Source organism: Pseudarthrobacter defluvii, assembly GCF_030323865.1.
Lineage (GTDB): Bacteria > Actinomycetota > Actinomycetes > Actinomycetales > Micrococcaceae > Arthrobacter > Arthrobacter sedimenti.
This window is the reverse complement of the sequence record NZ_CP066362.1, coordinates 780,962-806,202: the sequence shown is the minus strand read 5'-3', so window position 1 is coordinate 806,202 and position 25,241 is coordinate 780,962. Positions and strand designations below refer to the sequence as shown.

The 25,241-nt window shown below is 66.5% G+C and carries 23 protein-coding genes; 11 read left to right on the top strand and 12 right to left on the bottom strand.

Annotated elements, in window-relative coordinates; translation table 11 throughout:
* Positions 1-4: 4 nt before the first annotated feature.
* Positions 5-388 (bottom strand): cold-shock protein, encoded by a 384-nt coding sequence (locus JCQ34_RS03810; protein ID WP_142131045.1) that lies wholly within the window; start codon positions 386-388, stop codon positions 5-7.
* A 227-nt stretch (positions 389-615) separates the two neighbouring features.
* On the opposite strand from JCQ34_RS03810, the gene JCQ34_RS03805 reads away from it, so the two are divergent.
* The 7 genes from JCQ34_RS03805 (at position 616) to JCQ34_RS03775 (ending at position 8,236) form a co-directional block, all read left to right on the top strand.
* Positions 616-849, top strand: coding sequence for a hypothetical protein (locus JCQ34_RS03805; protein ID WP_286402004.1), 234 nt, complete (start codon positions 616-618; stop codon positions 847-849).
* Between the two features lie 10 nt (positions 850-859).
* On the top strand, positions 860-3,337 hold the full coding sequence (locus tag JCQ34_RS03800; RefSeq protein ID WP_286402001.1) for a helicase-associated domain-containing protein: 2,478 nt from the start codon (positions 860-862) through the stop codon (positions 3,335-3,337).
* 13 nt (positions 3,338-3,350) lie between these two features.
* Complete coding sequence (locus JCQ34_RS03795) at positions 3,351-4,997, top strand: DNA repair helicase XPB (RefSeq protein ID WP_286401999.1); 1,647 nt, start codon at positions 3,351-3,353, stop codon at positions 4,995-4,997.
* A 44-nt stretch (positions 4,998-5,041) separates the two neighbouring features.
* Complete coding sequence (locus JCQ34_RS03790; RefSeq protein ID WP_286401996.1) at positions 5,042-5,542, top strand: DUF427 domain-containing protein; 501 nt, start codon at positions 5,042-5,044, stop codon at positions 5,540-5,542.
* Between the two features lie 73 nt (positions 5,543-5,615).
* Positions 5,616-6,326, top strand: a complete 711-nt coding sequence (locus JCQ34_RS03785) for a response regulator transcription factor (RefSeq protein ID WP_142131055.1) — start codon at positions 5,616-5,618, stop codon at positions 6,324-6,326.
* A gap of 2 nt (positions 6,327-6,328) precedes the next feature.
* Entirely contained in the window at positions 6,329-7,840 is a 1,512-nt protein-coding gene (locus JCQ34_RS03780; protein WP_286401994.1) for a sensor histidine kinase, read from the top strand.
* A gap of 108 nt (positions 7,841-7,948) precedes the next feature.
* Complete coding sequence (locus tag JCQ34_RS03775) at positions 7,949-8,236, top strand: WXG100 family type VII secretion target (RefSeq protein WP_286401991.1); 288 nt, start codon at positions 7,949-7,951, stop codon at positions 8,234-8,236.
* 36 nt (positions 8,237-8,272) lie between these two features.
* Here the strand turns inward: JCQ34_RS03775 and JCQ34_RS03770 are convergent, their stop codons facing one another.
* Positions 8,273-9,427, bottom strand: a complete 1,155-nt coding sequence (locus JCQ34_RS03770; RefSeq protein WP_286401988.1) for a ribonuclease HI family protein — start codon at positions 9,425-9,427, stop codon at positions 8,273-8,275.
* Between the two features lie 273 nt (positions 9,428-9,700).
* Between JCQ34_RS03770 and JCQ34_RS03765 the strand changes: the two genes are divergently transcribed.
* Positions 9,701-11,020: an ABC transporter substrate-binding protein gene (locus tag JCQ34_RS03765; protein WP_286401986.1), complete on the top strand. Its 1,320-nt coding sequence runs from the start codon at positions 9,701-9,703 to the stop codon at positions 11,018-11,020.
* 79 nt (positions 11,021-11,099) lie between these two features.
* Here JCQ34_RS03765 and groL read toward each other — a convergent pair whose 3' ends face one another.
* The 5 genes from groL to JCQ34_RS03740 form a co-directional block, all read right to left on the bottom strand.
* On the bottom strand, positions 11,100-12,734 hold the full coding sequence (gene groL / locus JCQ34_RS03760) for a chaperonin GroEL (protein WP_142131065.1): 1,635 nt from the start codon (positions 12,732-12,734) through the stop codon (positions 11,100-11,102).
* Positions 12,735-13,024: 290 nt separating this feature from the next.
* Positions 13,025-14,293 (bottom strand): ABC transporter substrate-binding protein, encoded by a 1,269-nt coding sequence (locus tag JCQ34_RS03755; protein WP_286404294.1) that lies wholly within the window; start codon positions 14,291-14,293, stop codon positions 13,025-13,027.
* Positions 14,293-14,499, bottom strand: coding sequence for a cold-shock protein (locus JCQ34_RS03750; protein WP_286401980.1), 207 nt, complete (start codon positions 14,497-14,499; stop codon positions 14,293-14,295). Before JCQ34_RS03750 ends, JCQ34_RS03755 begins: the two co-directional genes overlap by 1 nt.
* A gap of 6 nt (positions 14,500-14,505) precedes the next feature.
* Entirely contained in the window at positions 14,506-15,141 is a 636-nt protein-coding gene (locus tag JCQ34_RS03745; protein ID WP_286401977.1) for a LytR C-terminal domain-containing protein, read from the bottom strand.
* A 50-nt stretch (positions 15,142-15,191) separates the two neighbouring features.
* Positions 15,192-15,521 (bottom strand): DUF3263 domain-containing protein, encoded by a 330-nt coding sequence (locus JCQ34_RS03740; RefSeq protein ID WP_286401974.1) that lies wholly within the window; start codon positions 15,519-15,521, stop codon positions 15,192-15,194.
* A gap of 95 nt (positions 15,522-15,616) precedes the next feature.
* Here JCQ34_RS03740 and JCQ34_RS03735 point away from each other — a divergent pair, with 95 nt between their 5' ends.
* Both JCQ34_RS03735 and JCQ34_RS03730 read left to right on the top strand, forming a co-directional pair.
* Complete coding sequence (locus tag JCQ34_RS03735; protein WP_286401971.1) at positions 15,617-16,387, top strand: uracil-DNA glycosylase; 771 nt, start codon at positions 15,617-15,619, stop codon at positions 16,385-16,387.
* A gap of 14 nt (positions 16,388-16,401) precedes the next feature.
* Positions 16,402-17,241: a siderophore-interacting protein gene (locus tag JCQ34_RS03730; protein WP_286401968.1), complete on the top strand. Its 840-nt coding sequence runs from the start codon at positions 16,402-16,404 to the stop codon at positions 17,239-17,241.
* Between the two features lie 44 nt (positions 17,242-17,285).
* On the opposite strand, the gene JCQ34_RS03725 is transcribed toward JCQ34_RS03730, so the two are convergent.
* From JCQ34_RS03725 to JCQ34_RS03715, 3 genes are all read right to left on the bottom strand, one after another.
* Positions 17,286-18,773 (bottom strand): threonine/serine ThrE exporter family protein, encoded by a 1,488-nt coding sequence (locus JCQ34_RS03725; protein ID WP_286401966.1) that lies wholly within the window; start codon positions 18,771-18,773, stop codon positions 17,286-17,288.
* A gap of 62 nt (positions 18,774-18,835) precedes the next feature.
* Positions 18,836-20,152, bottom strand: coding sequence for a peptidoglycan bridge formation glycyltransferase FemA/FemB family protein (locus JCQ34_RS03720; protein WP_286401963.1), 1,317 nt, complete (start codon positions 20,150-20,152; stop codon positions 18,836-18,838).
* A gap of 134 nt (positions 20,153-20,286) precedes the next feature.
* Entirely contained in the window at positions 20,287-21,420 is a 1,134-nt protein-coding gene (locus tag JCQ34_RS03715; protein WP_286401960.1) for a lipid II:glycine glycyltransferase FemX, read from the bottom strand.
* Between the two features lie 121 nt (positions 21,421-21,541).
* Here JCQ34_RS03715 and JCQ34_RS03710 point away from each other — a divergent pair, with 121 nt between their 5' ends.
* The gene (locus JCQ34_RS03710) at positions 21,542-22,087 is read left to right on the top strand and encodes a TspO/MBR family protein (protein WP_286401958.1); all 546 of its coding nucleotides are present in this window, start codon (positions 21,542-21,544) and stop codon (positions 22,085-22,087) included.
* A gap of 58 nt (positions 22,088-22,145) precedes the next feature.
* Here JCQ34_RS03710 and JCQ34_RS03705 read toward each other — a convergent pair whose 3' ends face one another.
* Both JCQ34_RS03705 and gcvT read right to left on the bottom strand, forming a co-directional pair.
* The gene (locus JCQ34_RS03705) at positions 22,146-23,621 is read right to left on the bottom strand and encodes an L-serine ammonia-lyase (RefSeq protein ID WP_286401955.1); all 1,476 of its coding nucleotides are present in this window, start codon (positions 23,619-23,621) and stop codon (positions 22,146-22,148) included.
* 461 nt (positions 23,622-24,082) lie between these two features.
* Positions 24,083-25,231: a glycine cleavage system aminomethyltransferase GcvT gene (gene gcvT, locus JCQ34_RS03700; RefSeq protein WP_286401953.1), complete on the bottom strand. Its 1,149-nt coding sequence runs from the start codon at positions 25,229-25,231 to the stop codon at positions 24,083-24,085.
* Positions 25,232-25,241: the final 10 nt, after the last annotated feature.

The following is a 25,241-nucleotide window of genomic DNA, read 5'->3' as shown; positions in this document are numbered from 1 at the left end:
GCGCCTAAACGTCCAGCTCGTCGGCAACCTTGCGCAGGGCGGCGGCAATGGCCTTGCCCTTATTGCCCTCCGGGTACTTGCCCTTGGACAGGGTCCCGGACAGATTGTCCAGGACGGTCACCAGGTCCTGCACCAGCGGGGCGAGGTCCTTGGCACTGGGGCGCTTGGCCTTGGCAATGGACGGGGTCTTGTCCAGCACCCGCAGGCCCAGTGCCTGGGCACCCTTGCGGCCGTCCGCCACACCGAACTCCACCCGGGTGCCGGCTTTCAGCTCCGTTACCCCTTCGGGCAGCGACGACTTGGGCAGGAAGACCTCCTGGCCGTCTTCGCCCGCGAGGAACCCAAAGCCCTTGTCCTTGTCATACCACTTGACCTTGCCGGTAGGCACGTAATCAACCTTCTTCGTTCTGCTGTCATGAGACACGGCCGCATACCACCGCATCCGCATTGTTGTGCGGGTTCAAGGTATGGCATGCGCAAACCGTGTTGGTCTGTATCCTTCAAGGTTATCCTGCCGGATGCCTGATTACGCTTCCTGCAGCACCGTTCCGCCGCAGGCGCAAGGGCGCCGGGAGCGTTTAACCGCACCAACGGAGCCGCTGTAGCGTTACGTCCATGACTCCCTCGCGTTACCGGCGGCCGCTGATGGTCCTCGCCGCTGTTATTGCCGTGCTGTCCCTCATAGCCGTGGGGACGGTCATGGCGCTTGCCTTCGCTGGGTCGGTGGCCCCCACCTGGGTCACGTACTCCGCGCTGTACGGCCTCCCTGCGGCCTTCATCCTGATGCTCCTGCTGGTCCTGGACGGCGTTGCCGCCCGGCGGCGCGCGGGAAAGGCCGGGCGGCGGTAACGTTGGACTGATGTCCCTCATTCGCGCGCTCGGCATGGAACTGGAGGCACGCAGCGATGATTCGCTGCGGGCGTTGTTCGCCGCGCGGCCGGACCTCATTTCCCCCTCTGTTCCGGACTTCGCGGCGGTGGCGGCGCGCGCCAGTTCCCGTGTCAGCGTCCAGCGCGCCCTCGAACGGCTCAACCGGCCCCAGATGCAGGTCCTGGAAACCCTGCACCTCTGCACCAACACCGATACCGGGCACAGCGCCTCAGCGGAAGGCCTGCACCAGCTGATCCGGGGTTCGTCGCTGGCCGTGGTTGAGCAGATCATCGGCACCCTGCAGGAGCTTGCCCTGGTGCATCCCGCAGCTCCCCCGCACGGCACCCCGCCCCCGGCGGCCAGCCAGCCGTACTACCTTCCCGTAGGTTCGCTCAAGGATGTGGTGGGAATCTACCCCGCAGGCCTGGGGCGCAGCTATACCGAGCTGGTCCGCCTCCAGCCGGCTTTCGCCCAGCGGGCGGTGCAGCTGGTCTCCGAACTGCACCGCAGCGGCTTCGCGATCCACGGCGCCACCACGCCCATGGAAGCGGCACTGGCGCTCCAGCACTGGACATCGTCCCCCGAAGCCCTGCGGGACATCCTTGCCGGGGCCCCGGAACGGACGACGGCGCTGCTCGCCAAGTTCCGGAACTGGGCCATGGGTGCCGTCCCCCAGGCGCAACGGAGAGCCTCGGTCACTACGGAAGGCGCCGACGTCGGGCCCGTGGACTGGCTCCTTGCACGCGGGCTGCTGGTGCCGCTGGACGCGGCGCACGTCGAGCTGCCGCACAGCGTGGGGATGGCCCTGCGCGGCGGGGCGATCATCAACGACTTCACCCTTGCCCCGCCGGTTGCCGAGCTCGGCAACACCACCGCGGCGCTGCGGAGGAACGCAGCCCTGAGCGCTATTTCGGAAACCCTCCGGCTGGTGTCCGAACTGTTGCATGCGGTAGAGGCCCAGCCACTGGCCACGTTGCGGAGCGGGGGCGTGGGGGTCCGCGAGCTGCGGCGGCTGTCCGAACAGCTGCGCGTTGACCAGGGCGCTGTGGGCCGGCTGCTGGAACTGTGCGGCCTGGCCGGCCTGATCCGCCTCGACGTCGATTCGTCATCATGGGTGCAGCCGCCGGAGCTGGAGTGGCTGGTCCTTCCGCGGCAGGAACAATGGCTGTGGCTGGTGAACGCCTGGCTGGCCAGCGAGCGCGTGCCCTCCATGGTGGGCCAGCCCGTCAATTCAGCGCCGGGAGCAGCGGCCGCCCGGTCTGCCGCCGGGACCACCATTGCTGCCTTGTCTGCCGGGGCGCAGCGCCCCGATGCCCCGGTGGTCCGCAAACGCATCCTGGAAATCCTGCTTGAGCTGACGCGGGAAGCCGACGATGGCGACGGCGGCGCGCCCGTCCTCGATGCCGCTGCGGTGCTGCAGCGCGCCGAATGGTCCCAGCCGCGGATGGCCCGGCGGTTCAGTTCCCTGATCCGGGGCGTCCTCGCCGAGGCTGAAATGCTCGGCCTGGTGGGCTCTGGTGCCCTGAGCCAGCTGGGGAGCGCCTTCGCCGAAGACCGCCCCGACGCCGCCCTTGCGATTCTGGGCAAGCACCTGCCCGCGGCCCTAAATCACGTGCTGCTGCAGGCTGACCTGACCGCTGTCGCTCCGGGCTACCTTTCCCCTGCGCTGACGGAGCAGCTCCTGGTCATGGCCGACGCCGAGGGGCAAGGTCCTGCCACCATCTACAGGTTCTCCGCGGAGTCGGTAAAACGCGCACTGGACCGCGGCCATGACGCCGCCGGGCTGCTGGCGTTCCTCCGGGAGCATTCGGCCACGGCGGTTCCCCAGCCGCTGGAGTACCTGGTGGAGGACACCGCTTCCCGGCACGGCAGGCTGCACGTGGGCCAGGCTGCGAGCTTCATCCGTAGTGAGGATGAAACCGCACTCACCGATCTGCTGGCGGGACCGAAGGCCGCCCAACTGGGCCTGGTCAGGCTGGCCCCTACGGTTGTGGCGTCGTCGGCGCCGCCCCGTGAGCTTGCCGCCGTGCTCCGCAGCCTGGGCCTCTCCCCGTCCGTGGACGGCGCCGAACCCGCCGCGCACCTCCGCCGGCCTGCCGCGCCGCAGGAGAGCCTGCGCCCGGTGTACACCGCCCCGCGGATGGCGCCCGCGGCGGAGGAGGTGGAAGCCCAACTGGATGTCCTGCGGCAGGCCGGCGCCGCCGTCGGGCACCACCCCGGTGCCACCACCGGCAGCGAGGTTGCCACCCAACTGGGGCTTGAGGCGCTGCAAAGGGCCATCCGGCTGAAGCAGCGGATCAACATGAACGTGGTGGACAACCTGGGGAATGCCAGCCTGGAAGTTGTTGTTCCGCTATCTGTGAGCGGGGGCAGGGTCCGCGTGTTCGATCCCGCCAAGGACACTGAACGGGTCCTGTCCGTCCACCGCATCATCGACATCGAGGCCGCAGAGGAACTGCGCCAGTAAAGGATTCCCCCGCGTGACCGACGGACCCCTGATCGTCCAAAGCGACAAGACCATCCTCCTTGAGGTGGACCACGAACTGGCCACCGAGGCCCGGCACGCCATTGCACCCTTCGCCGAGCTGGAACGTGCACCCGAGCACATGCACAGCTACCGGCTGACCCCGCTGGGGCTGTGGAACGCCCGCGCCGCCGGGCTGGACGCCGAAAAGGTGCTGGACGCCCTCCTGAAGTACTCCCGCTTCCCGGTTCCGCATTCGCTGCTGATCGACATCGAGGAAACCATGTCCCGGTACGGCCGGCTGCGCCTCGAAAAGGACCCGCGCCACGGATTGGTCATGCGGACGGACGACTACCCGGTCCTGGAGGAAGTTATCCGGGCCAAGAAGATCGCCCCGCTGCTGGGGCCCAGGATCGACGGCGAGACCGTAGTGGTGCACGCCTCCCAGCGCGGCCAGCTCAAGCAGCTGCTGCTGAAGCTTGGCTGGCCGGCGGAGGATCTGGCCGGTTACGTGGACGGCACCCCGCACCTGATTTCGCTCAATGAAGACGGCTGGCAGCTCCGGCCGTACCAGCGCCTGGCCAGCGAAAACTTCTGGGCAGGCGGCAGCGGAGTGGTGGTCCTGCCCTGCGGCGCCGGCAAAACCCTGGTGGGGGCCGCGGCCATGGCCACCGGTTCCACCACCACGCTGATCCTGGTGACGAACACGGTGGCCGCCCGGCAGTGGAAGGACGAGCTGATCAAGCGCACCTCCCTGACCGAGGACGAGGTGGGCGAATACTCCGGTGCCCTCAAGGAGGTGCGGCCGGTGACCATTGCCACCTACCAGGTGCTCACCACCAAACGGGGCGGCATCTATCCGCACCTGGAGCTGGTGGACGGCCACGACTGGGGACTGATCATCTATGACGAGGTCCACCTCCTTCCGGCACCGATCTTCAGAATGACCGCAGACCTGCAGGCCCGGCGGCGCCTCGGGCTGACTGCCACCCTGGTCCGGGAGGACGGCCGCGAGGGCGAAGTCTTCAGCCTGATCGGGCCAAAACGGTACGACGCACCCTGGAAGGACATCGAGTCCCAGGGCTACATCGCGCCGGCGGACTGCGTGGAGGTCCGGGTGGATCTGCCAAAGGATGAACGTGTTGCCTATGCCATGGCTGATGACGCGGACAAGTACCGGCTGTGCGCCACCTCGGAGTCGAAAACCCAGGTAGTGGAGGAGCTGGTGGCCCGGCACGCGGGTGAACAGCTGCTGGTGATCGGCCAGTACATCGACCAGCTGGATGAGCTCGGCGAGCGCCTGCAGGCACCCGTCATCAAGGGCGACACATCGGTCAAAGTACGGCAGAAGCTCTTTGATGCATTCCGTGCCGGGGAGCTGCAGACCCTGGTGGTGTCCAAGGTGGCCAACTTCTCCATCGACCTGCCTGAGGCCTCGGTGGCCATCCAGGTCTCGGGCTCGTTCGGTTCCCGGCAGGAGGAGGCCCAACGGCTGGGCCGGCTGCTGCGGCCCAAGAAGGACGGGCGGGCGGCCCGCTTCTACTCCCTCGTGGCACGCGACACCCTGGACCAGGACTTCGCGGCCAAGCGCCAGAGGTTCCTGGCCGAGCAAGGGTATGCCTACCGGATCATGGACGCCAAGGACGTGGCCGCAGCGGACTAGGAATCCCCTGTGCCGGTTGCGCCTGCGGAGTGCACACTGGAGGCATGAGAACACGAATGGTCCCGGTGGCGCCCGGACCCGGGCAGGAATCGGTGTGGGACTATCCCCGCCCGCCCCGGATCGAAGCCAGCAGCGAGCGCATCCGCATCGTCCTGGGCGGCGAAGTCATCCTTGACACCACAGATTCGCTCCGGGTCCTCGAGACCAGCCATCCGCCGGTGTACTACATCCTCCAGTCAGCATTTGCCGCCGGCGCACTCGAGCAGTCCTCGGGCAGCAGCTTCTGCGAGTTCAAGGGCGCGGCGAAGTACCTGACAGTCCGCGGCGGCGGGAAGGAAGCGGACAGCGCCGCATGGTCCTACCCGGAGCCGGCGTCAGGTTTTGAGGCACTTGCTGGCCGGGTGGCCGTCTATCCAGGCCGAATGGACTACTGCGAGGTGGATGGTGAGCGGGTCACTGCCCAGCCCGGCCGCTTCTATGGCGGCTGGATCACCAGCCGGGTAGTGGGGCCCTTCAAAGGTGAACCCGGGACGATGGACTGGTAGGCCCGAGCGGACCACCACCATGCTCACAACAAATATCCAGACAACTCCCAGAGTCTGGGAGCATGATGGGAGCATGAACAAGAACGGTCCAGAAGCCAGGCTGCTCGTCGTTGATGATGAACCCAACATCCGCGAGCTCCTCTCCACGTCACTGCGGTTCGCCGGCTTCGAAGTGGTCTCTGCAGCGAACGGACGGGATGCCCTGGCAGCGGCCGATACCCACGCCCCGGACCTGGCCGTGCTGGACGTCATGCTCCCCGACATGGACGGGTTCACCGTGACCCGCCGGCTCCGCGCCTCCGGAAAACACTTCCCCGTCCTCTTCCTCACGGCAAAGGACGACACCGAGGACAAGGTGACCGGGCTGACCGTGGGCGGGGACGACTACGTCACCAAGCCCTTCAGCCTGGACGAAGTGGTGGCCCGCATCCGGGCGGTGCTCCGCCGGACGCAGCCCCTGCTGGACGACGACGCGGTGATCCGCGTTGACGACCTGGAACTCGACGACGACGCGCACGAGGTACGGCGCGGCGGCACGGTCATCGAACTCTCCCCCACCGAGTTCAAGCTGCTGCGCTACCTCATGCTCAATCCCAACCGCGTGCTGTCCAAGTCGCAGATCCTGGACCACGTCTGGGAGTACAACTTCAACGGCGACGCCTCCATCGTGGAGTCTTACATCTCCTACCTGCGCCGGAAAGTGGACATCGACCCCGACGCACCGGCCCTGATCCAGACCAAGCGCGGCGTGGGCTACGTCCTGCGGACGGCTGAAAAGCGCTGACCTTGCTCAAGCGGTGGAAGTCGGCCTCGCTCAGGTCGCAGCTGGTGGCCATGATCATGGCCCTGCTGATCGTGGCCCTGACGGTGACCGGCGCGGTGACGCTGACCTTGCTCCACAGCTACCTCCAGGGCCAGGTGGACGACAAACTGAACGCCGCCGTCGACTCTGCCCGGAAACAGCGCTCGTTCACCCAACTGCAGGCACCCAACCCCATCCCCACCGACTATTCCCTGATGCTCTTCACCCCGGGTGAGCAGCCGTACACCTTCGGCGGAGACCCGGACGACCACCCCGACATCAGCAACATTTCGGTGGAGCAGGCCCAGGCGCTCCAGCTGGTTCCGTTCCAGGTCCGCGGGACGGACGGCGAAAACTGGAGGGTGGTGGCGGTGACCGTCCAGAACGGCCCCACCACGTCCGTCGTGGTGATCGGGCTGCCCTTGGAGAGCGTCGACGACGTCCTAAAGCACGCCACCCTGGTGGTCACCGGCGTCGGCCTGCTGACCCTGCTTCTCGCCTCGCTCATAGCCAGCTGGACCGTCTCGCGCGCCTTCCGGCCGCTGGCCAGGGTGGAAAAGACAGCCGCCGCCATTGCCGCCGGCGACCTCTCCCGGCGTGTGGAAGTCGAAAACCCTGCCACGGAGCTGGGCCGGCTGAGCAGTTCCCTGAACGCCATGCTGGCGCACATCGAGACCGCCTTCGCGGCGCGGACCGCCTCGGAAGCAAGGATGCGCCGCTTTGCCGCTGATGCGTCCCACGAGCTGCGCACACCCCTGGTGACCATCCGCGGGTTCTCCGAGCTCTACCGCCACGGCGCCCTGGCCACTGACGAGGACGTGGCCACCGCCATGGGCCGCATCGAAAGCGAAGCCAAACGCATGGGTTCCATGGTGGAGGACCTGCTGCTGCTGGCCCGCCTGGATGAGCAGCGGCCGCTGCAGCAGAAGCCGGTGGACCTGCAACTGGTTGCCCATGACGCGGTGGTGGACACCCAGGCCAGCGACCGTTCCAGGGCGATCACGCTCACCGGCCTCGACGGCGGAGCAGCGGCCCCGGCCCCGGTCCTTGGAGATGAGGCCAAGCTGCGCCAGGTGGTGGGCAACCTGGTGGGCAATGCCTTGCGCTACACGCCGGAGGGCAGCCCCATCGAACTGGCCGTCGGGGTCCGCCGGACCGACGGCGGCGAACGGTCCGTCATCGAAGTACGGGACCATGGGCCGGGCATCTCCGAAGACGACGCCGCCAAGGTCTTTGAGCGCTTCTACCGGGCGGACACCTCCCGGACCAGGGAGACGGGCGGCAGCGGCCTGGGGCTGGCCATCGTGGCAGCAATCGTCGGATCCCACGGCGGCACAGTGCGGGTGCAGAAGACCGACGGCGGCGGCGCCACCCTGGTGGTCAGCCTCCCGCGGCGGGACGACACGCCGGGCAGTAACAGCGACGACGGGGAAGACGCCGCTGACGACAGTACCGCCCCCGCGGCGGGCAGTGACGGATCGGTTATCCACATATAGCCACACCGCCGTGGCTTCCGCCTGGTGCTGCTCCATAGGCTCGTCCCAGCAGCCCGGATCCCCCGGGCGCAGGACCCTTAGGGACCCGCCGTAGCGAAAGGCACAGCGATGAGCATCATTTCCGTCGACACCGAATTACTGCAGTTGAAGTCCGCCAACGTCCAGGCCACCGTGGACCGGATCAGCGCGGACGTGCAGACCATGAAGCGGGGCCTGGATGAGCTGCAGGGCTCATGGCGGGGTTCGGCAGCCACCAACTTCCAGGCACTCATCACGGAGTGGACCATCACGCAGGGCCGCGTGGAAGCGTCGCTGGCGTCCATCAATGGCGCCCTCGCGTCAGCGGCCGCAACCTACGCCCACGCGGAGCAGGGAAACACGCAGCGGTTCAGCTGAGCCGGCCCTGCGGCAGCACGTTCCCCGCTTCCCCCTCTAGGCTTCCGGGGTTCCCTGGTGGAACCGCAGCCGCCACCGGCCGCCGTCGAGGACCCACAGCGAGCTGCGAAGCGTCGTGCCGGACCTGGCAAAGCTTCGGTACGTCAGCAGGACCGTGCTGGGGCCTATGCGGTCAGCGCCCAGGATTTCAATGTCGGTCCGTTCGCCGGGATCCTCCTCGAGGGCCATCATCATAGCGTCCCGGGTCCACACCCGGCCCGAGCTGCCGATCTCCACAAAGTCCGGGTGAAGAAGGATGGCGGTCCGGCCAATGTCCCCCCGCACCAGCGGCCCCAGGAGCTCGCGTTCCAGCTCCTCAACCAGTGCCTCTGGCGGGATGGAGCCTGCCCGCTGCGTTGCCTCGGCCACTTCAAGGGCTTCATCGTCCAACTCGCTGAACAGGTCCAGTTCATCGAAAGCCGATACAGGCTGGGGGGCTGCCCTGCGCTGGTCGCCCGCGGCCGCAGGAACACCCCCGCTGGATGCTGCCGGGCGTCCCGCTCCCCCGCCTTCTGCACCCGTTCGCGCTGATTCCCGGCGTACTGCCTGCGTTTGTGCGGGGGCAGCAGCCGGAATGTCCAGGGTGGCCGGCGGCAGTCCCACACCGGAAGGCGCCGGTTCCTCCAGGGCACGTCCGCGGCCGCCCTGGCCATTGGAAAGATCGTGGTGCGCGCCGGGGTGGTGTCCGCCGGGGAATCCCGGGCCGGAGCGTGCTGCCACTCCCTGCTGGTACGCGGTGGCCGCGGCCCTGGCCCGCTCGTCGGCGGCCTCGTTGAGGTCGTGCCCGGCGTGGCCCTTGACCCACTCGAACGTGTAGGTTCGCCCGGCCAGTTCGCGGTCGAGTTCCTTCAGCAGCTCCACATTCAGGACAGGCTTCCCGTCAGCCTTGCGCCAGCCCTTCCGCTTCCACCCCGGCATCCACTTGGTAATGGAGTTGATGACGTACTGGCTGTCACACAAAATGCGCAGGTCCTCCCCGGGGAGGTGCGCCGTGGCGCGCAAAAGGTCTAGGACAGCCATCAGCTCCCCCTGGTTATTGGTCCCGTGCGGCCAGCCTCCGGCCCGCCAGCAATCGTCATTCACATACCAGGCCCAGCCCGCCGGGCCAGGGTTTCCCAAGGCCGAACCGTCAGCCGCTGCAGTAATCGTCACCAATCCATCCTGCCAGAAGCAGCTGACAATGGGCTGCCGCGGAGGTACTGCAGCCCATCCTCCTGTTTCTGCCGCAGGCTCGGGCTGCGCGTCCGGCTCCTCCTCCAGCTTTCCCAATGAAATTTTCGGAAAACGCTTACCGGATACCCTTGACGGGGATGCCGTCGCGCGAAAGAATCGCAGCACACCAATTCAGAAAACGGTTTCTCGAGACGAGATCCTTGGTCACCTAAGGCTGCCACGGAGCGAAGAAACCAACCGAAGGGAACATCAATGACGATTCCAGTAGTAAGCCGCCGGAGGTTTCAGCTTGGCGCTGCGGCTGTGGCTCTATCCATCCTGGCCACGGGCTGCGGCGCCGCCGGCGGATCCGGCGGGTCCGGCGACAACGGTCAGGTGACCCTGCGGTTCACCTGGTGGGGCAACGAATACCTGAACGGACAGACAAACAAGGTCATCGCCGCGTTCGAAGCATCCCACCCAAACATCAAGATCAAGACCGAGCCGGGCGAATGGTCCAGCTACTGGGACAAACTGGCAACCAAGACCGCCGCCAACGATGCGCCCGATGTCATTCAGATGGACCAAAAGTACATTGCCGAATACGGCGGCCGCGGCGCGCTGCTGGACCTGTCCAAGCAGAACGGGATCGACACGTCGAAGTTGGACAAGGAGGCACTCGCATCAGGCCAGTACAGTGGCGCGCAGTACGGACTGAGCACCGGTCAGAACGCCTATGTCATCATGGCCAACACCAAGGTGTTTGAAGCGGCGGGCGTTCCCCTTCCCGACGACAAGACCTGGACATGGAAGGACTTCACGGACACGGCCGCGAAGATCAGCGCCGCCGGCGACGGTAAGAACTATGGAGCGGCATACGGCAGCAACGAGGCCGACCTGATCATTTGGCTCCGCCAGCACGGCGAGAACCTGTACTCAGAGGACGGCAAGCTCGACTTCCAGGCCGCCACGGCTGCCTCCTTCTGGGAGCGGCTCAAGGACCAGCGCGACTCAAAGGCCAGCCCACCGGCCAACGTCGCGACGGAAGACGCAGGGGCGAGCCTCGAGCAAAGCCTCTTCGGCACCAACCGGGTGGGCATGGCATGGTGGTGGACCAACCAGCTGGGCTCGCTTGAAGCCACCACCGGAAGCAGCATCAAGATGCTGCGCGCCCCGAGTGTGGACGGAGCTTCGGCCAAGAACGGCATGTACTACAAACCCACCATGTTCTGGTCCGCTTCCTCCCGTTCCAAGCATCCCAAGGAGGCAGCAGAGTTCATCAACTATCTCACCAACAGCCCGGAGGCCGGCGCAATTCTCATGACGGACAGGGGTGTGCCCACCAACAGCGAAATCGTCGCCGCCATCACGCCCTCGCTGAAGCCGGCTGACACCACGGTGGTCAACTTCCTGAAGGACATCGCCCCGGATATCAAGGATGCGCCGCCGGTACCGCCGGTGGGCGCGGGCAGCGTCCAGAACGTGATCAAGCGCTACACAGATGAAGTGCTGTATGACCGGCTGACGCCCCAGGCGGCCGCCGAAGCCTTCACGAAGGAAGTCCAGGGAATGCTGGATTCAGCCAGAAAGTAATCCGCAGCAAAAATGCGGCCCCCTCACCAGGAGGGAGCCGCATTTTTCTGTTGGCGGGAGGGAATCCCGGCCGGGAAGCTTAGAAGCCGCCCATGCCGCCCATGCCGCCCATGTCGTCGCCGCCGGCAGGAGCAGCAGCCTTCTCCGGCTTGTCAGCAACCACTGCTTCGGTGGTGAGGAACAGGCCGGCGATGGAAGCCGCGTTCTGCAGGGCAGAGCGGGTCACCTTGACGGGATCGTTGACGCCGGCTGCCAGCAGGTCGGTGTATTCACCGGTTGCTGCGTTGAGGCCGTGGCCGGCGGGCAGGCCGCGGACCTTGTCGACAACCACGCCGGGCTCCATGCCGGCGTTGAAGGCGATCTGCTTCAGCGGGGCGTCGATGGCAACGCGGACGATGTTGGCGCCCGTTGCTTCGTCGCCGGACAGCTGAAGGTTGGCGAACGCCTTGGCGCCGGCCTGAATCAGGGCCACGCCGCCACCGGCGACGATGCCTTCTTCAACTGCAGCCTTGGCGTTGCGCACAGCGTCTTCGATGCGGTGCTTGCGTTCCTTGAGCTCAACCTCGGTTGCGGCACCGGCCTTGATGACTGCAACGCCGCCGGCCAGCTTGGCCAGGCGCTCCTGCAGCTTCTCGCGGTCGTAGTCAGAGTCGGAGTTCTCGATCTCGGCGCGGATCTGGGAAACGCGGCCGGCGATCTGGTCGGCGTCGCCGGCACCTTCGACGATGGTGGTCTCGTCCTTGGTGACAACAACCTTGCGGGCCTGGCCCAGGAGCTCCAGGCCGGCGTTCTCCAGCTTGAGGCCAACTTCCTCGGAGATGACCTGGCCGCCGGTGAGGACGGCGATATCGGCCAGCTGGGCCTTGCGGCGGTCACCGAAGCCCGGAGCCTTGACGGCGACAGACTTGAAGGTGCCACGGATCTTGTTGACGATCAGGGTGGCCAGGGCCTCGCCCTCGATGTCCTCGGCGATGATCAGCAGCGGCTTGTTGGACTGCATGACCTTTTCCAGGACAGCAACCAGTTCCTTGACGTTGGAGATCTTGGAGTTGACGATCAGGATGTACGGGTCCTCGAGGACAGTTTCCTGGCGCTCGGCGTCGGTGACGAAGTAGGCGGAGATGTAGCCCTTGTCGAAGCGCATGCCTTCAGTGAGCTCGAGCTCCAGGCCGAAGGTGTTGGACTCCTCGACCGTGATGACGCCTTCCTTGCCCACCTTGTCCAGGGCTTCGGCGATGAGGGCACCGATCTCGTCGTCACCGGCGGAGATGGACGCGGTGGCGGCGATCTCTTCCTTGGTTTCGATTTCCTTGGCGGAGTTCAGCAGCTCGGCGGTGACGGCGTCAACGGCCTTCTCGATGCCGCGCTTGAGGGACAGCGGGTCGGCGCCGGCGGCAACGTTGCGCAGGCCTTCCTTGACCAGCGCCTGTGCCAGGACCGTGGCGGTGGTGGTGCCGTCACCGGCAACATCGTCGGTCTTCTTGGCAACTTCCTTGACCAGCTCGGCGCCGATCTTTTCGTAGGGATCGTCCAGCTCGATCTCCTTGGCGATGGAAACACCATCGTTGGTGATCGTGGGGGCGCCCCACTTCTTTTCGAGGACGACGTTGCGTCCACGCGGGCCGAGGGTGACCTTAACGGCGTCGGCGAGGGTGTTCAGGCCACGCTCAAGGCCGCGGCGTGCCTCTTCATCAAATGCAATGATCTTGGCCATAACGGCAGTAGTCCTTTCGGGACAGTCGTTAAGAATGAACCTTCGCTGCAGTGCCCGCGACGGACGATCCTTTGACGGCGGCCTCTGTATGCCTCCGCGTGGGGATCTCACTGAAGTGAGGTGTTTCTTTCGCTCCTCGACCGGTGCAGGGCGCCGCCGGCCGAAACCAGGCTTTGCTTTAGCAGTCGGTACGTCAGAGTGCTAACTCAATAATTAGCACTCCCCAGGTGAGAGTGCAAGCGATAAGACGCCGGACAAGGCGCTGGCCGCAGCCGCTTCGCCCAGGGCGATCAGCCGGAGTGTCCAGCTGTTTCGTGCCCCGTGGGGCTGGGGTTGTTGTCAGCCCCGTAGGTGAAGACGGAGAAGGCGGCCGTGGTGATGTCCCCGTTGGTATCGAAGGCAACCGGGCCGGATTCGCCGTCGTAATTAATGTCCGGGCCGGCGGCGAGGCCGCCGAGGCACTCCTTGTAACTCAGGCACGGAGCCTGCGGCGTGCCTGCCCCGGAGGTCGCCGTTCCGCCGGAGACCGGAATGAGGTTCGCGGCAATGGACCGGCCCGCGTCATCCTGCGCCCGGGCCGCTGCGAGGGCCGCCAGCGTAACTGCGTCATAGGTTTCGGCAGCGTAAGAGACGTCCTTCAGGGAGGGGTCCACCGCCAGCAGTTTGCCCTGGAAGGCTGCCGTGGGGAGCTGGCCCGGGATGACGGCGCGCGCGCCTTCGAGGGCCCGGGACGGCAGCGCGGATCCGTAGCGGGCGAAGGCACCGTCGCTGAGGATGACCTTCGAACCGCTGACCCCTGCATTGTGGAGTTCGGCCAATGCGCCCTGCGCGCCGTCGCGGGCCACCAGGACGACGGCGTCCGGCGTGGCTTTGGCGGCAGAGCGCGCGGCTTCGGCGCCATCCCCCGGATTGAAGCCCGTCCCGGGCAGGACCTTGAGTCCGGACTGTTGGGCAGCTTCGGTGACGGCGGCCGACAGGTCCTTGCCGTAGGCACCCTGCTGGTACAGCACGCTGATGCTGGCGGCACCGGCGTCCTTGGCGAGCTTTGCCAGCACGGGCCCTTGTGCGACGTCGGCTGCGGCCGTCCGGAAATAGTAGCCTCCACTGGCGCTTGTGGAGAGGCCGGCAGCGGTGTTGGCCGGGGAGATGAGCGGCACTTGGGCGCGGGACAGGATGTCCACGGCGGGGGTTGCATGGCTGGAGTCGGTGGGTCCAATGGCAACGTCCGCCTTGGCAGCCGCCAGGTCCTTGGCCTGGGCTGCGGTGTCCTGGTCCGGGTGCACCGGAAGCAGCTCCACGGGCCGGCCCTTGTGTCCGCCGGCGGCGTTGATGTCCTGGATGGCTGCCTTGGCGGCCGCCAGCTGGGGTGCGTTGAGGAAGGCGTTGTCGCCGGTGTTGTCAAGGATCAGGCCCACCCGGAGGACGCCGTCGCCCGAAGCCTCCGCGGGCTCTGTCCTGGCGTTGCCGCCGGTGCCGGCGCAGGCCGTCATGGAAAGGAGGCCCGCCAGTGACGCGGCAAGCGCTGTGCGGACGCGGACTGGGGAGTGGTGAGCCGGCATCATTGCGCGGGCCGGACGTTTTCTGCCTGCGGGCCCTTTTCGCCCTCGCCAATGTCCAACTGCACCCGCTGGCCCTCAGCCAGGGCGCGGTAACCCTCCCCCTGGACCGCGGACCAGTGGACAAAGACGTCATCACCGGAGCCGTCAACGGTGATGAAGCCGTAGCCCTTCTCAGCGTTGAACCACTTCACGGTTCCCAGTGCCATGCGCGGCTACCGGTAACCCGGGCCGAGCACAACCACGAGCGGTACCTGGAATTCGGTGCTGTTCACCACGGTGGGAATGTTCAACAGTCCTGCAAGCTCCTGCGCGCTGGCCAGTTGCTGCGGGCCGGCATAGAAGATCACGGAGGACTTTTGCGGGGCGCCGGACCAGTTGCCTACCTGGCCGAGCCGCCAGCCGTCAGCCTGGACCGTGCCCCCCACGCGGCTGGCCAGCCCTGCCGTGCCGGCAGCGTTGTAGACGGCCACTGCCTGGGTCTTGTCGACGACGGCCTGCTGGCTGGCGGAAGCGGTGGGCTCGGGCTCGCTGCTTTGGGTTGGTACGGCCGACGCGGACGGCACCGGGACGGACCCCGGTGCAGACGAGGACTGGGTGGGCGAAGGGGTGGATCCGGTTCCGGCCAGCGGGGCTGATTCAACGGTTGCCGACGCCTGGCTGGCGGTGGTGTTGAAGCCGAGCTTGGGAAGGATCAGGAAGGAGACCAGTCCAATGGCCAGGGCCGCAACGCCCACCGCAAGGATGGGCCACAGCCGCACGCGGGACGGGGCCGTAGCCGTCCGGTGGACACCTTGTCGCGACGCGGCCTCCGGGACCTTGTCGAATTCATCGCGGGCGTATCTGGTCATGGTGGAAGGACATCCTTGTTGATTGCGGCTGTTGTCCCGGCCTGGGGCGTCTAAGCGTCGGATCCCAGGCGCCGGGCGGTGCGTGCACGGTGGCGCGACGTACGTAGTCTACGCAATCTCTTCACCAGCATGGGATCGTGGGCCAGGGCATCCTCGCGGTCGATCAGCGCGTTAAGGAGCTGGTAGTAATGGGTTGCGGAGAGATCGAACAGCTCGCGGATAGCCTGTTCCTTGGCCCCCGCATACTTCCACCACTGCCGTTCCAGGGCCAGCATCTGCTGTTCGCGCTCGGAAAGGGAGGACTCGCGGAGGGTGAAATCCGCCAGGAGGGACTTCCCTGGATCCTGCTCCGGCAGGTGTTCCCGGGCCGGTTCCGCCACGGCGCACTCCTTCGCTGGTTACGGCCAATGTCTTACACCCATGCTACCGGCCGAATAACACGGGTGTCATTTGCAGTGCCTGCAACAATGGAACGATGTTTGAATCGGATGCGCTGTTCGAGCTGCAGCAGGAACCGGCGGACGCCATCAGCTTCGCGGACCTGGCCGAGCTCCCGCTCGCGGAGCTCATGGCAGCCGACTGGGCCGCGGCCCTCCACGGCGTGGAAGGCCAACTCCGGAAGGTGCTCACTTTCGTTGCTGCAGAGGAGGCCGCCGGGCACCAGATCCTCCCGCCGCCGTCGAACGTCCTGCGCGCCTTCCGCCAGCCCCTGGCGGATGTGAAGGTGCTCATCGTCGGGCAGGACCCCTACCCCACGCCGGGACACGCCGTCGGGCTGTCGTTTTCCGTCGAGCCGCACGTCCGGCCGCTTCCCCGCAGCCTGGTGAACATTTACCGGGAGCTGGAATCGGACCTGGGCATTCCGCCGCGTGTCCATGGCGACCTGTCGGCCTGGACGAACCAGGGCGTACTGCTCCTGAACCGGGTGCTCACGGTCCGGGCGGGGGCGGCGGGTTCCCATCGCGGCAAGGGCTGGGAGGAGATTACGACGGCGGCAGTCACCGCGCTGGCGAACCGCACAGCTGCGGACGGGTCCAGGATGCCGCTGGTGGCGGTGCTGTGGGGCAAGGAGGCCGAGGGCGTCCGGCCGCTCCTGGCCGGAGCGCCCGCTGTCAGCAGCGCCCACCCCAGTCCATTGTCTGCTTCGCGCGGGTTCTTTGGCTCCCGGCCGTTCAGCCGCGTCAACCAACTGCTGCGGGAACAAGGTGCGCTGGACGTAACCTGGGAACTGCCGCCGTCGCCCTAGCTTAGGCTTGCCTTATGAGCACTGTCCCTGCCGCCACCAGCGCCACCAAGAAGAGCCGCCCCCAGGTCAACCTGAGGGTGCTGCGCAAGGAGCAGCTGTCGCCGCACATGGTCCGGATCGTGGCCGGCGGCGAGGGCTTCAGCGACTTCACGAACAACGGGTTTGTGGACCGGTACGTGAAAATCGTGTTTCCACAGCCCGGCGTCCAGTACCCCTCCCCCCTTGACCTTTGGGCCATCCGCGAAACCATGCCGCGCGAGCAGTGGCCCTTCACCCGCACCTACACGCTGCGTTGGGTGGACCCGGAGGCCCGGGAGCTCGCCATCGACTTCGTGGTCCACGGCGACGAAGGGCTCGCCGGACCGTGGGCGGCCAACGCCCAGCCGGGCGACACGCTCACCTTCACCGGCCCCGGCGGCGCCTTCAACCCCAACCCGGACGCTGACTGGTACCTCTTTGCCGGGGATGAAGCGGCCCTGCCTGCCATCGCTGCCTGCATCGAGTCGCTGCCGGCCGAGGCAACGGGGCTGGCCTTCCTGGAGGTCGGCTCCGAGGCCGATATCCAGCCCATTTCCGCCCCTGCCGGGCTGAACATCACCTGGCTGCCGCGCAACGGGGCACCGGCAGGTTCCGGCGACCTGCTGGTCAGCGCCGTGGCGGACGCCGAGTGGCCGGCCGGTACCGTGGACGTCTTTGCACACGGCGAACGCGGGTACATGAAGGCCTTGCGCGAGGTGTTCTTCAAACAGCGCGGCCTGGAGCGCCGGCAGGTGTCCCTGTCCGGATACTGGGCGCAGGGCCGCGTGGAGGATGTGTTCCAGGCCGAGAAGAAACTGCCGGTCGGCCAGATCTAGGTCCCGCAAGCTGCGGCGCCTGGGTTAGCGGCGCCGGAACCACGCTAGCGGCGGCGGGCCCGGCGGCGCTCGTTGCTGGCCAGGCTGCGGGTGAGTGGACGGGCCAGGACATCGCCCAGGACGATGCCGCCGGCCGTGCCCAGCACGATGGCCCCGGCACTGAGCATCCCTCCGGCGCCGGCCAGGATCTCGGCTTCTTCAACGGTGAGCACGTACATGGAACGGAAAATTGTGAGGCCCGGCAGCAGGATCAGCGCCGCGGGTACAGCGACCACCAGCTGTGGCGCGCCCATCCGCAGGGCCACCACCCTGGCCAGCAGGCCAATGACGACGGCCGCGATGGCCGGTGAGAACCGGTCGCCGATCCCCAGCAAACCGCAGCCGAGCAGCACCAGGTAGCCGGCCACGCCCACGGCCGCCGTGGGCAGCAGCAGCTTCCACGTGGTCTGTTCGGTGATGCCGATGGCCATCACCGCCGCGGCCACGAAGACGACAAGGACCCAGAGATCGTAGGCAGGCGGGAACGTCTGCGTGACGTCAATGCGTTGCAGCCCTGTCAGCTCCCCCACCACGAAGGCAACGGCGATTCCTGCCACGATGGCGCCGAAGGTCAGCAGCGTGGACAGGAACCGTCCCGCCGCCGTCACGGGGAAGCCGTTGATGGCGTCCTGCACGGAGGACACCAGGCGCCCGGTGGGCAGGAGGAGGAGGATGCCGCCCACCACCACGATGGACGGCGAGGCGGTCAATCCGAACTGCCACAGCAGCAGGGCCAGGATGGTGACCACGAACGAGCAACTGGCGGTGATGAAGAAGTCCGGCACCCGCCACCGGCCCAGCTGCCTGGCCAGCAGGCTGATGCCGATGTTGGCCACAAACGCGATGATCGAGGACACCGGACCGCCGCCCAGCACTCCCACGAACACGGCAGCGAAAACACCGAACGCGGCCGTGACCATCCAGCGCGGGTACGGCTTGGGGCTGGTGATGGCCTCATTGAGCCTGCGGATCGCTTCGTCGCGGCCTACGCCGCCGGCCACGATGTCCGTGACCAGCTGGTGCACCTTCGCCAGGCCTGCGTAGTTGTTGGTCCAGGAGCGCACCACGCGCAGCAGTGCGATGGGGGTCTGGTCCTTGGGCGCGTAGTTGATGCCGACGGACTGGTTAGTGATGTCCACCTCGATGTTCTTCAACCCCAGGGCGGCAGTGACGGCAATGATGCTGGTTTCCACTTCCAGGGCGCCGGCACCGTAGCGGAACATGGTCTCCGCGAGGTGAAGGGCGAAGTCCAGGGTCTTGCGGGCGGAGGTGTCCACGCCGCCCACCTGGATGGTGGGGTTGGCATACGGGCTGCCCGCCAGCCGGTCCACGATGCTCAGCGGGGCCGTGGGCGGGTTTTCGCCCTGGACCAGGCGGCGCAGCATGCGCCGGGCAGCGGCGTCCTGCCGGATCTGTGCAGGGGTCAGCGGTTCCGTCTTGGGCAGGCCTTCTGTTTTAGGCCTGGTCCGTGGCCGTTCGGGCCGGTCAGTCATGCCCGCTTCCTCCCTGGACGCGTGGTTGATGCGTGGTTGGTTGTTGGTGCGTGGTGCGCCGGTCAGGCTCCGCGCTTCAGGGGCAGCTTCCCCAGGATGGTACGGGCGGCGCCAGCGGCGGCCCTGGCTACCCGGTTCGCGTGGAAGACTGCGGGCCGCACCGGCAGGACGAAGTCGCCCACCAGCTGGATCACTTCGCCGCCGAATCCCTTCTTGAATTCGTAGCCGCCGTGGCCTTCCTCGTCCTGCCCGGAGATGCCGAAGGTGCCGTAGAAGTTGTAGCGGGGGTACCCCTTCTCCAGCGCGTGCAGCATCATCCCCCAGTACAGGGAGGTTGCACCGTTGAAGTAGATGTAGTCCTGGACGGTGCCGCCGATGACGCACACCACCTCGTCGCCGTAGCAGACGAAGTGGATGGCGGCCACGGTGGCGGTCCCTACGGAGTCGGGGAAGCGTTCGATGTCCTTCAGGCTCCGCTCGTAGCTGTCCACCAGGTCCTGGACCACTTTGAGCCGGTTGACTTTCTTTTTGCTGCCCGTTTCCTCCACCTCGCGGCGGAGGTCGGCCGCGGTGGCCGATTCCTCGGCCAGGCGCTCCGTAATGGATTTGCGGTAGGCCGGAATGTCGATCTTGGCCATCATGAGCTTGGTGAATTCGGGCGACGTGGTGCGGAGCAGGTGCTCGTAGTAGGCGCGTTCGCGGTAGACAAAGCCCTTTTCGTCACCGGCGCGGCTCACGGCGCCGTAAAAATCATCCAGTGTTTCCAGGGTGGCCTGCTCCAGGAAGACGCCGTTCTTTTCGGCTTTCCGGATGGCTTTCCGGGTCCGGTAGCTGGTGCCCATGATCAGTTCCTCGGCGTCCTGGATGCCCACGAGGTTTTTGATGAACATCCAGTTGACGTTCACGAAGTTCATGTCCAGGCCCTGGTGCTGGAATCCAATTCGCTCCAGGTCGGCCACCAGTGGGCGGTTGTCCTCGATGTCTGGGTGCTCCGCGCCGTCGGCGTCCCGGGCGATGTACCGGATGTTGGGCGAGATCCGCAGTTCGGCAGCTTTCCGCCCTGCCGCGTGCTTGCGGAGAAGTTCGACGACGGCACCCACCAGGTTCCGGTCCGTGTAGTCCATGAGGGGGCCCTTGGCGCATTCACAGACGGTGTAGCCCAGCCGGGTGGTGGTGAAGTTGAGCTTTCCGGCGGCCACGAGCTCGCCGTCGCGACGGACCCCGAAGAGCTCCACCTGCTGGCCGCGGGCACGCTGGAAGCGGGCAAAGTCGATGGACTGCAGGAAGCTGTTCTGCGGATGCTTCAGGGCGAAGGCCTCGAAGTCGGCGTCGCTGAGGTTGGCGTATTCAAGCCCGGTAGCGGCGGAAACTGTATTCAAGGGGTGACCTTCTTCTCGACTCTTCGCGGCCTTGGTTGGCCGCACTGTATTGAGGGCGTTTAGGCGGACTGTGTTCGCGGCAGGGGTGGCTTGCCTGCAGGGGTGCGCTGGATTTGCAGCCCTGGTGGCTGCGGTCAGTAGAACTGCTGGCCGGTGCGTGCGGTTTCGATCCGGCGGAACACCTTTTCTCCCCCGTTGGACCAGAGCCGGTGCCGGAGCGGGGACAGCACGTAGTCATGGCAGCCCACAAAGTCGGTGACCGTCTTGGTGAAACTGGTCTTGAACATCCCCATGCCGTACAGGTTGTGGGTCTTGTCCTTGATGCGCGCAGCCGGCGGCGTCCCGCAAAAGTCGTATTCGGTGCAGCCGAGTTCTTGCATCCGCTTGATGGCGGTCCACTGCACCAGGTGCGAATCCCCGTACTGCTTGCGGTTCTGGGTGGAGCCTCCATCCTTGTAGGTGGCCTTGGCACCGTAGTTGATGACGAACGCGCCGACGCTGGGCTTCCCGTCCTCATACGTGAAGAAGAAGTTGCCCTGGCCGCGGTTGCAGAACTCGTCCCAGAACTGTGCGTAGTAGTCGTAGCTGCGGAGGGGCATGGAGCCCTTGGCGTTGACGGTGTTCGCCATCAGGTCGTACAGGGCCCGGTAGGTTTCGGGTCCCGGCTCCTGCCGGACCACCTGGCAGCCCTCCTTCTCGGCCCGCCGGACTGCATTCCTGGCGCGGGAGGAAATGGCTTTGAACACTTCCTCTTCGGTGCCGGAGATGTCCAGCAGGGCGGTGGAGTCGTTGGACTGGATGTTGGGGGCTTTGACCAGCTTGGCCGCCTGCAGCTCCCGCTGCGCATCTCCGGAATCGATGATGTCCGGCTCCACCTTGATGGTGAAAACGTTCAGTTTGCTGCTTCGGACGAAGGCCGCGCACGCTTCGAGGGCGGCCCGCAGGTCCGCCGCGTCCGCCAGGTCAGGACCCTTGATGAGGTACCAAAGCCGTCCCAGGACAGGGAAGCGCTTTTCCAGCACCAGGTTGTAGCTGGAGTTTCCGCCGCCTTCGAGCACCAGGAACCGGACTTTCCAGCCACTGCCGTTCTTGACTGATGCATAGGCGGCCGACTGCAGCATGTTGCCGCCGTTCGGGTTGGCCGTGACGTGCTTGTCCCAGTTCTCAATTTCCTCGGCTGTGGCAAAACGTGCGGTGAATTCTCGCAAGGGGGCCGTGTCCAATCGGGTTTGTGCGCGGTTTCGGTACTTCTGGTTGCGTGCGGACATGCAGCCTCAAGTCTAAAGCCTGACGCGCTCCCGGCTTTTCCCCGACCCCGCCGGCATGGCCAGTCTCACGCTGCCGGACGCCGTCTTGACGGGCCTCGGGGCGTTCAACAAGGGTTGGGGTATGAGGCCGGACGGGGAAGAGACAACCGCTCCTGCGGGCACCGGCAGGCAGCCGTACAGCGCGGGGGTTCAGGTCGCTGCGCTTTTCGGGTTCCTGGTGGCGTCCCTGGTGGTGGCAGCGTTGGGCGGGCTGGCGTCGGCGGCCAACGTCACCGGTTGGTACGCGACTGCGGACAAGGCTCCCTGGTCCCCGCCGAACGGCGTGTTCGGTCCGGTCTGGTCTGTCCTCTACACGGCGATGGCTGTGGCTGCCTGGCTGGTGTGGCGGAAACGGACCAGCCGGACCCGGCCGGCCATGGCGGTCTATGTCCTCCAGTTGGTCCTCAACCTCGCCTGGACCCCTGCATTTTTTGCCCTGTACCCCGCCCTCGGCACGGCAGCCCTGTGGCTGGGACTGGTCGTCATCCTTGCCCTGATCGCCGCCGTCGCTGTGACGGTTTTGTATTTCGGCCCCATCAGCCGGACCGCCGGGCTGCTCCTGCTCCCCTACATTTCATGGCTGGTGTTCGCCGCCAGCCTGAACTGGTGGGCGGCAGCACACAACTAACTGCCGGCCGAACATCGGCTGCGCCCGTCAGCCTGTTCTTCCACCGCGGCGGCCGCTGTCAGCATTCGACGACGTTGACGGCGAGGCCGCCCATGGCGGTTTCCTTGTATTTGTCGCTCATGTCTTTGCCGGTTTCGCGCATGGTGATGATGACTTCGTCGAGGGAAACCCGGTGGGTGCCGTCGCCCCAGAGGGCCATTTTCGCGGCGTTGATCGCTTTCGCGGCGGCGATCGCGTTCCGTTCGATGCACGGGACCTGGACCAGCCCGCCGATCGGGTCACAGGTCAGGCCCAGGTTGTGTTCCATCGCGATTTCGGCCGCGTTTTCCACCTGCGCCGGGGTGCCGCCCATGACCTCCGCCAGGCCGGCGGCGGCCATCGAGGACGCGGACCCGACCTCGCCCTGGCAGCCGACCTCTGCCCCGGAGATCGAGGCCTGTTCCTTGTACAGCACCCCGACCGCGCCGGCGGCGAGCAGGAACCGCACCACCACACCGTCCCGGTCAGCCTGGGTGGCCTGGTCCATGCCGGGGGCGAAGTGCAGCGCGTAGTACAGCACCGCGGGGATGATCCCGGCCGCCCCGTTCGTCGGCGCGGTGACCACCCGCCCGCCGGAAGCGTTCTCCTCGTTCACCGCCAACGCCACCAAGTTAACCCACTCCTGCCAATACCGTGGATCGTGCCGGCCCGCGTCCCAGGCCGCGTCCTGGTCCTCGCTGTTGTCCTGGTCCTCCAGGCCGTCGGCGCATTCCTTCTTCAGCCGGTCGTACCAGTCCGGGGCCCGGCGGCGGACCTTCAACCCGCCCGGCAGCACCCCGTCCCGCTTCAGGGACGTGGCCACGCAGTTTTCCATCACCGACCAGATCTGCAGCAGCCCGGCCCGGATCTCCCCCTCATCCCGGGAGGCCAGCTCGTTCCTGAACATCACATCGGCGATGCCCAGCCCGGTCACCGCGCAGTGCTCCAACAGCTCAGCAGCGGTCCGGAACGGCAACGGCAACTCCTCCTTGGACGCATCCAGTTCCTGCTGCGCGGCATCCTCCCCACCCTCCCGGACGATGAACCCGCCACCGACCGAGAAGAACGTCGCCGCATGCAGCACCTCCCCGCCCGCATCAGAGACGGTGAACGTCATCCCGTTCGTATGCCGCGGCAACACCGTCAACGGCCGCAGCACCATATCCTCCACCCCGTACGGCAACGGCACACCGCCACCGGAAGCCTCCACCGCCCCGGCCAGGTTCAGGACCCCGGTCTCCGCGATCGAAGCCAGCCGCTCCTCCACCTCCGCCGGCAGGATCAACTCCGGATGAAACCCCTCCAACCCCAACAGGATCGCCGTCATCGTCCCATGCCCATGCCCCGTCGCCGCGAGGGACCCATACAAATCCACCCGCAACGACCCCACGGAACCCAGCACCCCGGACCCCACCAACTCCTCGGCAAAAACAGCAGCAGCCCGCATCGGCCCCACAGTATGCGAAGACGACGGACCAATACCGATCGAAAAAAGGTCAAAGACACCAACAGCCATGACGGGTTTTCCTAACTAGAACTGCGTTCTTGGAACTCTGGGTGGTTGGGTGGAGCGGGCAGGACATCCTCTGCGTGCTCGGTCGCGTAGACGCCCGCTAAGCGGACGTGACGCTCCCTTAGACGCACGCTGCCGGATGCCCCGCCCACTCCGAGGACACGGCACCAGAGCGCCGGGGCAGGAAGGCAACGAGCGGGCCGACAACGCTCATGAGTGCCGGGGAAAGAGAAACACGCACGTAGTCCTCACCCACTCGCGTCCTGTAAGACCTGACACTGTCCTCGCACAACCGCAACTTCCGCACGAGGGCCGGCGGAGCCGGACTTTTCGAAAGCGTGCTCCCCACCGTCTCCCTAGCCTCGCAAGCTCGGCCAGGGAACCCTGACGGCGTGGGCCCAACGCACGCGTGAAAATGTCCGGTCCGCCGGTCCCGGAGGTGACCACGGCCGAGCCCCAAGGGACTACTTGAGTCGCTTGTAGAACGGGAGGTCGACGACTTCGAAAGGCTCTGCGTTGCCGCGGAGATCGATGTCCAGGGCCGTGCCGGGTGCCGAGTGTTCGACGTCGACGTAGGCCATGGCGATGGGGTAGCCGAGGGTGGGCGACGGCTGGCCGGAGGTCACTTCGCCGACCGTGGCACCGTCCTTGAGCACGGGGTAGTGCGCGCGGCCGGCGCGGCGGCCCTGGCCTTTGAGCCCCACGAGGCGGCGGCCGGAGGTGCTGCCGGCGCCGGCCGCCTTTTTGGCTGCCAGGGCGGCTTTGCCCACGAAGTCGCCTTCCTTGGAGAGTGCGACGACGGGACCCAGGCGGGCGGCGAACGGGTCACCCTGCAGGGACAGTTCGTTGCCGTACAGTGGCATCCCTGCCTCGAGCCGGAGGGAGTCGCGGGAGGCGAGGCCGGCGGGGGTCAGTTCCGCTTCGTCGGCGATGGCGATCAGTGCCTGCCACAGCGCGGCGGCATCGTGGTTGTCCACAAAGATTTCGAACCCGTCCTCGCCGGTGTATCCGGTACGGGCGAGCAGGAGCTCCTTGCCCGCCCCGCTTACCAGGAAGGGAACCTCGACGGCGGCGTAGTACTTCAGTGCCGTCACCAGGGGGTGCTGGGCGGCCGGAACCAGGCGGAGCAGGAGTTCCTGGGCCTTGGGCCCCTGCACCGCGACCAGGGAGGTCCGCGCCGAAGCATCATCAACCACCACATCGAACCCTGCGGCACGCTCCTGCAGTGCTGCAGCCACCACGGCGGCATTGCCGGCATTGGGCACCACCAGGAAGACGTCGGTGCCGTCCTGCGAAGCGGGACGCCGATAGGTGATGAGGTCGTCGATGATCCCGCCGTCCTCATTGCAGATCAGCGAGTACTTGGCCTTGCCCACCGCCATGGCGGAGATCTTCCCCACCAGGGCGTAGTCCAGGAACGCGCCGGCGTCCCGTCCGGTCACCCAGACCTCGCCCATGTGGGAGAGGTCGAACAGGCCTGCAGCCTTGCGGACCGCGTGGTGTTCGGCCAGCTCGGAGCTGTACTTGAGCGGCATCTGCCAGCCACCGAAGTCGGTGAACGACGCGCCCAGCTTCTTGTGCTCGTCGTACAACGCTGTGTATTTCTCAGTCATGGCGGCAGGC